This window comes from Limnofasciculus baicalensis BBK-W-15 (assembly GCF_024178385.1).
In the GTDB taxonomy this organism is placed as follows: Bacteria; Cyanobacteriota; Cyanobacteriia; order Cyanobacteriales; family Coleofasciculaceae; genus Limnofasciculus; species Limnofasciculus baicalensis.
Window position 1 is genome coordinate 1 of the sequence record NZ_JAMZMM010000270.1, and the last position, 8,371, is coordinate 8,371.

7 protein-coding genes are annotated in these 8,371 nt (G+C 41.3%); 2 read left to right on the forward strand and 5 right to left on the reverse strand.

Annotated features, from left to right (window positions below):
• On the forward strand, positions 1–727 hold a 727-nt coding region (locus NJ959_RS21390), incomplete at its 5' end, for a M20/M25/M40 family metallo-hydrolase (RefSeq protein WP_254013769.1).
• A gap of 323 nt (positions 728–1,050) precedes the next feature.
• On the opposite strand, the gene NJ959_RS21395 is transcribed toward NJ959_RS21390, so the two are convergent.
• The 4 genes from NJ959_RS21395 to NJ959_RS21410 form a co-directional block, all read right to left on the reverse strand.
• Complete coding sequence (locus NJ959_RS21395) at positions 1,051–3,069, reverse strand: alpha-amylase family glycosyl hydrolase (protein WP_254013770.1); 2,019 nt, start codon at positions 3,067–3,069, stop codon at positions 1,051–1,053.
• Positions 3,070–3,227: 158 nt separating this feature from the next.
• Positions 3,228–4,139, reverse strand: coding sequence for a ribonuclease D (locus NJ959_RS21400; protein WP_254013771.1), 912 nt, complete (start codon positions 4,137–4,139; stop codon positions 3,228–3,230).
• Positions 4,140–4,332: 193 nt separating this feature from the next.
• Positions 4,333–5,229, reverse strand: coding sequence for a bestrophin family protein (locus tag NJ959_RS21405; RefSeq protein WP_254013772.1), 897 nt, complete (start codon positions 5,227–5,229; stop codon positions 4,333–4,335).
• Between the two features lie 95 nt (positions 5,230–5,324).
• Positions 5,325–5,900 carry an Alr1449 family protein gene (locus NJ959_RS21410; RefSeq protein WP_254013773.1) on the reverse strand — a complete coding sequence of 192 codons (576 nt, stop codon included), beginning with the start codon at positions 5,898–5,900 and terminating at the stop codon, positions 5,325–5,327.
• A 223-nt stretch (positions 5,901–6,123) separates the two neighbouring features.
• Here NJ959_RS21410 and NJ959_RS21415 point away from each other — a divergent pair, with 223 nt between their 5' ends.
• Positions 6,124–8,049 (forward strand): ABC-F family ATP-binding cassette domain-containing protein, encoded by a 1,926-nt coding sequence (locus tag NJ959_RS21415; protein WP_254013774.1) that lies wholly within the window; start codon positions 6,124–6,126, stop codon positions 8,047–8,049.
• 96 nt (positions 8,050–8,145) lie between these two features.
• On the opposite strand, the gene NJ959_RS21420 is transcribed toward NJ959_RS21415, so the two are convergent.
• Positions 8,146–8,371: DUF4351 domain-containing protein (locus NJ959_RS21420; RefSeq protein WP_254013775.1), on the reverse strand; the 226-nt coding region annotated here is incomplete at its 5' end.

The window sequence follows — 8,371 nt, forward strand, 5'->3', positions numbered from 1 at the left end:
CCCCTCCCCTGCAAGGAGAGGGGAGCCGGATTTTCCTACCAGAAAACACGAGTCTAACTCCCCCTTCCCTAGTAGGGAAGGGGGTTGGGGGGTTAGGTTTTCCCCTATTTTAATCGGGGCACATTATGATGCCGTACCTGGAAGCCCAGGTGCGGATGATAATGCCACAGGTGTTGCCGTCTTGCTCGAATTAGCTAAAGAATTTGCCATAAAACCCCTAAATTATCCTGTGAGAATTGTGGCTTTTGATATGGAAGAATACGGATTATTGGGCAGCCAACAATATGCGGAAGATTTAAAGCAAAAAGGAGAATCTCTCCGGTTGATGATTTCTTTGGAAATGCTGGGTTATTGCGATTCATCTCCTAATTCTCAATTATATCCACCTGGCTTGAAATACTTCTATCCTAATCGGGGAGATTTTATTGCATTCGTGGGTAATTTAATTACTATTCCCGATTTAATTAGCCTGAGTCGTAATATGCGGAAAACGGGAACTCCAAGTGTGTTGTTACCTGTACCAAATCGAGGGTTAATGGTGCGACAAACTCGCTTGAGCGATCATTCTCCGTTTTGGGATCGAGGTTATCGGGCGATGATGGTAACTGATACGGCCTTTTTGCGGAATCCTCACTATCATAAAAATAGCGATCGCATTGAGATTCTGGATTTAGATTTTCTGACTGGTGTTTGTCAAGGTTTGATTGAGGGAATACGCCGATTGTAGAATAGGGCATGGGGAGTCGCAATCGGGCTTGGCGAATGAATTCGCAGCTAGACAAACTAAGTCTGCCTCCGCAGACTAGAAGATGGTTTGAGGTAAACCCGCGTCGGCGGGTTTTGTTTGTGTAGATGCGGTTTTAACCGCCAGCGAATGAATTGGCAGTAGATGCGGTTTTAACCGCCAGCGAATGAATTGGCAGTAGACGCGGTTTTAACCGCCAGCGAATGAATTCGCAGCTAGACAAACTAAGTCTGCCTCCGCAGACTAGAAGATGGTTTGTGTAGACGCGGTTTTAACCGCCATTTTAGAATGGTACAAGATCTGAGTTATACCAAAGCATAAACTTTAGCTTCCCAAGGAAATATTCCTTCTCTACCAACCCAATTAGGTGGAATAATCCGATCTTGAGTAATTTCCTTCCATTCCTTATCAGCAGGAGTAGCAGGGAAATTTGGTACTTTATATTCACCACCAGGAGGAGTACCGTAATCCGAAAAATTAGCCACGACAACTACTAAATTATCTGCTTTATTACCCCGTTGCCAAACTAATACCCGTTTCCCTCCATAAAAATCAACGTGAATAAACTTAGTATCATTCACCGCTAAAGCATCAGAAGATGTGCGGAAACGAACTAATCTTCCCACATATTGGAAAATACGCTGTCGCCATTCTTCTTGCACCCGACTGTAGTTAACGGGATCGATTTGTTTGCGATTACTGCGATCGTCACTAATATCCAAATCATGTTGATCGGCAAATTCATCTCCAGCTAAAATCATAGGAATTCCCACTGCGGTAAGCAAACAAACAAAGGCTAACTTAATGCGAGATTCTGCGAAAACAACACCATTATTTACCAGATAGTTGAAGAAACGCTCGTTGCCAAAGCCTCCTACGTCATGAGATGTGAGGTAGTTAACAGCTTGGGAACCATCGGTGAATCCTAAATTACGACAATCAATCAGTTTCCGAACACTCCATTCAAAACTAGATTCACCACCAGCATTCTTGCCTAAAATAACTTGTCGGATAATCTGTTTAAACTTTTCATTCCACAATCCATCCAAGCGGTTTTGATAGAGAATAGACATGGGTACGCTTAATTCTTCCCCAACAACTAGGAATTTATCTCTTGTCCCCCCTCTTTTTTGCCATAGTTGATGAGCCAAATTTTTAAATTCTTGCAAAAAGTCATAATTCCCCACATTATTAACACTATCTAACCGCAAACCATCGACTCGATAGTATTCCAACCAGTGAGCCATGTAAGCTTTCATGTATTCCCTAGCAGGGACAAACCATGACTTTTGTCCAGTAATTGGGTGATATCCTTCCACCCAATAATTGTACTTAAATAAATCGCCGCCAAAGCCATCACGATCGCCTTGTTCCGGATCTCTTTTTGGATCGCCTTTTGGCCGCCACTGGAGATAAAAATCACGGAAATTAATATTGTGGTACGGATTATTGCGAGCAAATGCCATCACCATATCCACAAAAAAGCGAATACCATATTGATGACAAACTTGGATTAGTTGAGCTAAATCTGTGGAGGCGGCAGGAGTTTTCTGAGCCTCAGAATATCCCAAATCGAAATCAGCAGCGAAATAGTTAGCTGTACCATAACCCCATTCCAGATTGTCATCGCTATCGGCTGGCGGTAGTAATTCTAGGGTATTTATTCCTAATTCTAACAAGTGAGCTTTGTCTTTACTTAACGCCTCAATGTCGCAAAAATTTGAAGAAATTGCTTCAGGTTCTAATAGAGAGCATACATCACGATATGTACCTATTCCCACAATTATTTGCCCATCTTGACCAATTTCAGCCCAGCGAGTAGGCAATTCATAGATTACAAGTCGATTATTCGATGGTAGAGTATTAACAGTAGTATCCCATGTCCAAGTTACTGTTTTTCCTTCGGGATCGCAGGGAGTTAAAATACCATTTTGATAAAGTATTATGCTAGCGGGATCGTAGGTAGCAACTCCTCCCTCTTCTGACGGAATTGGAGCTAATACTCTGCGATCCACAGTTGTGGCAGTTGGATCGGTACAGTAGAGAATTTGGTTAGAATTGCCTGAATTATAGGGATCGGTATTGCGAACTTTAAACCAGTAATAGTAGACTTGTCCATCTACTAAACCGCATTCTTCCGCAGATACTTCCCAAACTTCTGGAAATTGGCTGGATTGATGGAGGGGAAATTCTCCAAATGCTTCTACTTGAATTGAGTTATTGCTAGATACTTTTGTGATGTAGACAGTGGGATTTGGTTCCGATGCACCTCCACGCCACAAGACAAAGTTAGTTTTTTTTCGGTTAAATAAATCGATGGACATATTATGAATCTCGTTGTTGGTTATTGGTTATTGGTTGTTGGTTGTTGGTTATTGGTTATTGGTTATTGGTTATTGGTTGTTGGTTATTGGTTATTGGTTATTGGTTATTGGTTATTGGTATTTCAAACAACAAACAACAAACAACTAACAACTAACAACTAGAAAGGAACTTCCTCTTCTTCCCAATCCTCAATTAATAGTCGCCAGTTAGTACTTACCTCCTCTTCTATCGGTAGTTTATCCATATTTTCGCCCAATTTCTGCTGAAGTTCTTTTGTAAGTTGTACTGACAAATCTAACTCAATTCCTAGTGCTTGTGTCACTTTAACCAGATGCCTAAATGCCACTTTTTTGGTAGTGCGAGTTTGACTAGATATCCGAAACCCATTAATTTCCGAGCAATTTTGAGCTGGCATTGCTGCTTTGAGTCGTTCTTTAATTTGCTGCATTTCGGTATCTAACTGCTTCCAGCGATGCTCGATTTGCCGATATCTCAGAGTCAGTGCTTCAATATCTTCAGCAGCAGGATCTGGATGAGCTAGTTGCAGCAGGCGTTGATGTACCTGTGCGACATAAACTGAATCCATCTTAGCGTAATTAATTTGATTAGGAGTGAGGGGGCGACACCCCCAATCCCCTCCTTGTTCACTCTTATCTATACTGGGAAAATCGCAGAGGTATTCTGCCAGGGTTTTGAGTTGGAAATTGGGTAGAGGTACGAGGTAGTAAGGAATTTTTCTGGCTAATTCTAGGGTGCAGGTGATGTTTTTTGCCTTCTTTTTCCCGAGAAAGTTTAGATCGTATTGAGCATTATGAAAAACTTTTTCAATCGCCGGGTTTACCATGATTTTGGCAATAAAATCAGCGGCTAGTTTTGGTGTATCTAATACATCTAAGATGAAAACGCGATCGCCGTTTCTGTCAGTTGCATCATCGAGTACCTGAATTAATGATAATCTAGGCTTGTCGGTTTGGTAGTCAGCCACTTCCGTGTCTAGCCACAGGGTTTTGGCTTCGGTGTAGTTTGCGATCGCGGATCGAATGTCTGTATCTTTAGTCAGGTATGGCATGAGAAGATATCTTGCTTCTTCACATCTTATATTATTTATTAGATTAGATACCCCGTAACTCTCCTTTTTAAGGGGGAGAAATCTTTATCATTTCAAGTCCCCCTTTTTAAGGGGGAGAAATCTTTATCATTTCAAGTCCCCCTTTTTAAGGGGGATTTAGGGGGATCTTCTTTCTATAAAAAGATTTCCGCCTCTATCCTTTAAAACCGACACTAGGCTCTAGCTTAATTAAATCGTCAATATTTCGCCCAATCGTATCGCAAAGTCCATCAAGTGGTAGATCGTTAGGATCGTGACCAAAGGGATTTTCGATTTCGATACCAATTTCCTCAATGCCAAACAATGTGAAACTCACTATCGCCACAATTGGTCCAGTAAACCAGATAGCTTGTGCCACAATTTGAAATGGCAATACCAGACAAAAAATTAGTATGAGTTGCTTGAGATGAATCACGTAGGCTAAAGGAATAGGTGTCCTCAAAATCCGCTCGCACCCACTCAACGCTTCTATCATGTTATTGAGTAAACTATTAAAGGCTGTCACTTGGTATGTATTGAGGCAATTTCGCTCTGATTGCTGTTGAAAATAATCGCCAATCCAGGCCGCAATTTCTAGGGGGGGATTGCTCATCGTTTTCAGCTTATCATATTGGGAAGATGACATTAATGCCGCTAGCTCGCTATTTACTGGCTCCGAGCGTAGGTGGAGCTTCATTGCCACTGCAAACGCCACCAGCAACCGCAAAACTGATTCTTTTTCAGCTCGATCTTCTCCTTTCTTTTCTAATACTGAAGTCCAGATTTGCCGTGACAAGTTACGGGTATTAATAACTACACCACCCCAACACTTCCTGCCTTCCCAAAACCTTTCGTAAGCCGTGTTAGTCCGGAAAACTAGTAATAACCCTAAAACCAGAACGGTACTGGTAATAACTTTGTCAAATGCAGGTTGAGATACGGGTATTTTTAATTGATGAAGAATCGAAATAACCATTCCAAATATGCCACATCCTATTACTCGATAAAGAATAGATGGCACAACAGATCCTTGTAGCTGTACAACCAACGATAACCAGTTTTTGTTTTTCATATTTAGCAAACGCTATCCTTTCTTGATAAATCAAACGAAAACTACTCTCTTTAGTAAGAGATTTCTCCACCTGTCAAAATATTGGTGGTAAACTATTAGTCTGGGAAGGCAAATCCCGTGCGAGGATCGCGGATAAATAAACCGAGAACTACGGAATCCATAACCGTATCCCATACAGGTATTAAATGTTCCGCATCATCTACCCAGTAGTCAAAAGTAATGAGGCACTGTACATTAGATCCTAACCCAATACAAATACGGGAATAGGCTTCGCGGTTTTCTTGAGGATCGATAAACTTAATTTCAGTCCAAACTATTCGGGCAGTTTGGCGCTTTAGTTGAATAATTTCACCTTTTTCAATTACATTCCGTGTCTCATCTTTAATCACCCGTTTTAACAGCGGTACTAGGGGAAACTCTGCCCAGTTGCCAGGGGGCAATAAATTAAAAGAGGCTTCTAAGCAACAATCATCATTTGGTGGTTTTTTGTCAAGAAATTTGAATGACTTAGCCTCCGGTTCAAAATGCCAATCTTCGGGGACATCGAAGCGTAATGCCCCTCGCCCTGCCACGAAGATCCGAGTTCCCGGCTTGGATTTCCAGTTATGATCTTCTTTTAGTTCTAGGGTTTCTTTGATCCATTGGAGATTGTGCTTTTTAGGTTTAGACATAGCTCCTCCAGTTTTAACCTCCTCTTATTTTGCCGCAAGTTGGTTCAAAAGTAAAAATTAAACAGCAAACCATCGGTAAGTGGCAGTCAATAAACCTCACACTCACAAACCATCACACTCAGAAACGCAGTTTTTCATGGCTGGGTAGTTTTAAGTTAAATTTTGCCGACTTAGTTAGTATATTGTAAGACATGGTTGAAAATTGTCGCTCTAGCTTAAACTGATGACTATCTTCACGCTGCGATCGCTCAAAAAAGACTTTGGTATCAAGGAAATCTTGAAGGATGCCACTTTCAGCCTAGATGAAGGCGATAAAGTAGGACTAATTGGCACAAATGGTTCCGGTAAATCCACCTTACTAAAAATGATAGCAGGATTGGAGCCAATTGATAGCGGTGAACGCTGGCTCAATTCTGGATCTAAAATAGTATACCTGCCCCAACAGCCAGATTTAGATGAAAATTGCACTGTTTTGGAGCAAGTATTTGCCGATAGTGGCGAACAGATGGCGTTGGTGCGGGAGTATGAGGAAATTTCTGATAAACTAGCCCACGGATCGGGTGATTCTGAAAAGTTAATGGCGCGTCTTTCTAGCCTATCTCAACGGATGGAAGCGGTGGGTGCGTGGGAATTAGAAAGCAACGCTAAAGTTATTTTAAGCAAGTTGGGCATTCAAGATTTTGAGGCAAAAATTAGCAATTTATCTGGCGGATATCGCAAAAGAATTGCTCTGGCAACCGCACTTTTATCAGAACCTGATGTATTGTTGATGGATGAACCAACAAACCACTTGGATGCCCTGTCGGTGGAATGGTTGCAAAGCTATTTAAACCGCTTTCGCGGTGCATTATTACTAATTACTCACGATCGCTATTTTTTGGATCGCGTGACTAATCGCATTCTGGAAATCGATCGCGGAGATCTCTACGCATATTCTGGTAACTATGCCTATTACTTAGCAAAAAAGGCAGAAGCTGATGAATCTGCCTTCAATACCCAACGGAAATATACAGGCGTATTGCGACGAGAATTGGAATGGTTAAAACGCGGGCCAAAAGCCCGTAGCACTAAGCAAAAAGCCAGGATCGATCGCATTCGGGATATGCAGGCACAAGAGTTCAAGGAAGTCCATGGCAAGGTCAATATTTCTACTGTTGGCCGTCGGATTGGTAAGAAAGTTATCGATCTAGATCGTATCTGTAAAGCTTACGGAGAAAAGATTTTAATCAAAGATTTCACCTACAGTTTCAATCCCGAAGATCGGATCGGTATTATTGGTAGCAATGGTGCAGGAAAATCTACTCTTATGGATATTATTACCAGACGAGTTGAGCCAGATTCGGGTAGAGTAGAACTTGGATCTACTATTCATATTGGTTATTTCGATCAACATTCAGAAGATGTCAATCTGAACGAAAACCAACGAGTTATCGAATATCTCAAAAGTGTTGCGGAATTAGTCCAAACATCCGATGGTGAAGTAATTACGGCTTCTCAAATGTTGGAAAGATTTCTATTTCCACCGGATCAACAATATGCCCCAATTGCCAAACTATCTGGTGGAGAAAAGCGACGGCTATTTCTATTGCGAGTATTAATGAGTGCGCCGAATGTGCTAATTTTGGATGAGCCGACTAATGACTTAGATGTCCAGACTTTGGGGGTTTTGGAAGAGTATTTGGAAGACTTTAATGGCTGTGTAATTGTAGTATCCCACGATCGTTATTTTCTCGATCGCACTGTTGACAATATTTTGGCATTGGAATCCGGTGGAAACTTGCGTCAGTATCCCGGTAACTATTCGGTGTATTTAGACTACAAGAAAGCAGAAGAAGATAAGGAGACTTTAGTCAAGCAACGGGATAGTGCTGCACAAAAATCAGATTCTAAAAATATTAAAGCAACAGCGGATACCAAGAAAACAAAATCGACTAAGCTTTCCTTTAATGAGAAGCGGGAATACGAATCCCTAGAAATTAAAATTCCGGAGATGGAGGCTGAGAAGGAAGAAGTTGAGAAGATTCTCTATCATAATCCGCCCAGTGATTTTATGGAGATTCAGAAGTTAACTCAGCGTTTAGCAGAATTGAGTCAACGGATTGATTCTGCTACAGAAAGGTGGTTAGAATTGGCGGAAAGAGTGAGTTAGGGAGAAGAAAGAGCGGGTTTTGCAAGGATAAGCTATTGTGTAGCAAGCCTATTCGCTCAACCCGCATCTACAAATTTTGCCTTAATTTTTTTACACCTACCTACTTAACCAGGCGATTAAATCTTCTAGATTGCTAAAATCTAACACGGCTTCACCTATATTTTCTAATTCTTCACTGGATAATTGAAGGATGCGGGTTTGAATATCCGGCGCAATTTCTCCCAAACGGCGCTCTAGTTGACGTAAGATTAATGTAGCTTGTCCTTGTTGTAATCCTTGTTGTAATCCTTGTTGTAATCCTTGTTGTAATCCTTCTTGTAAT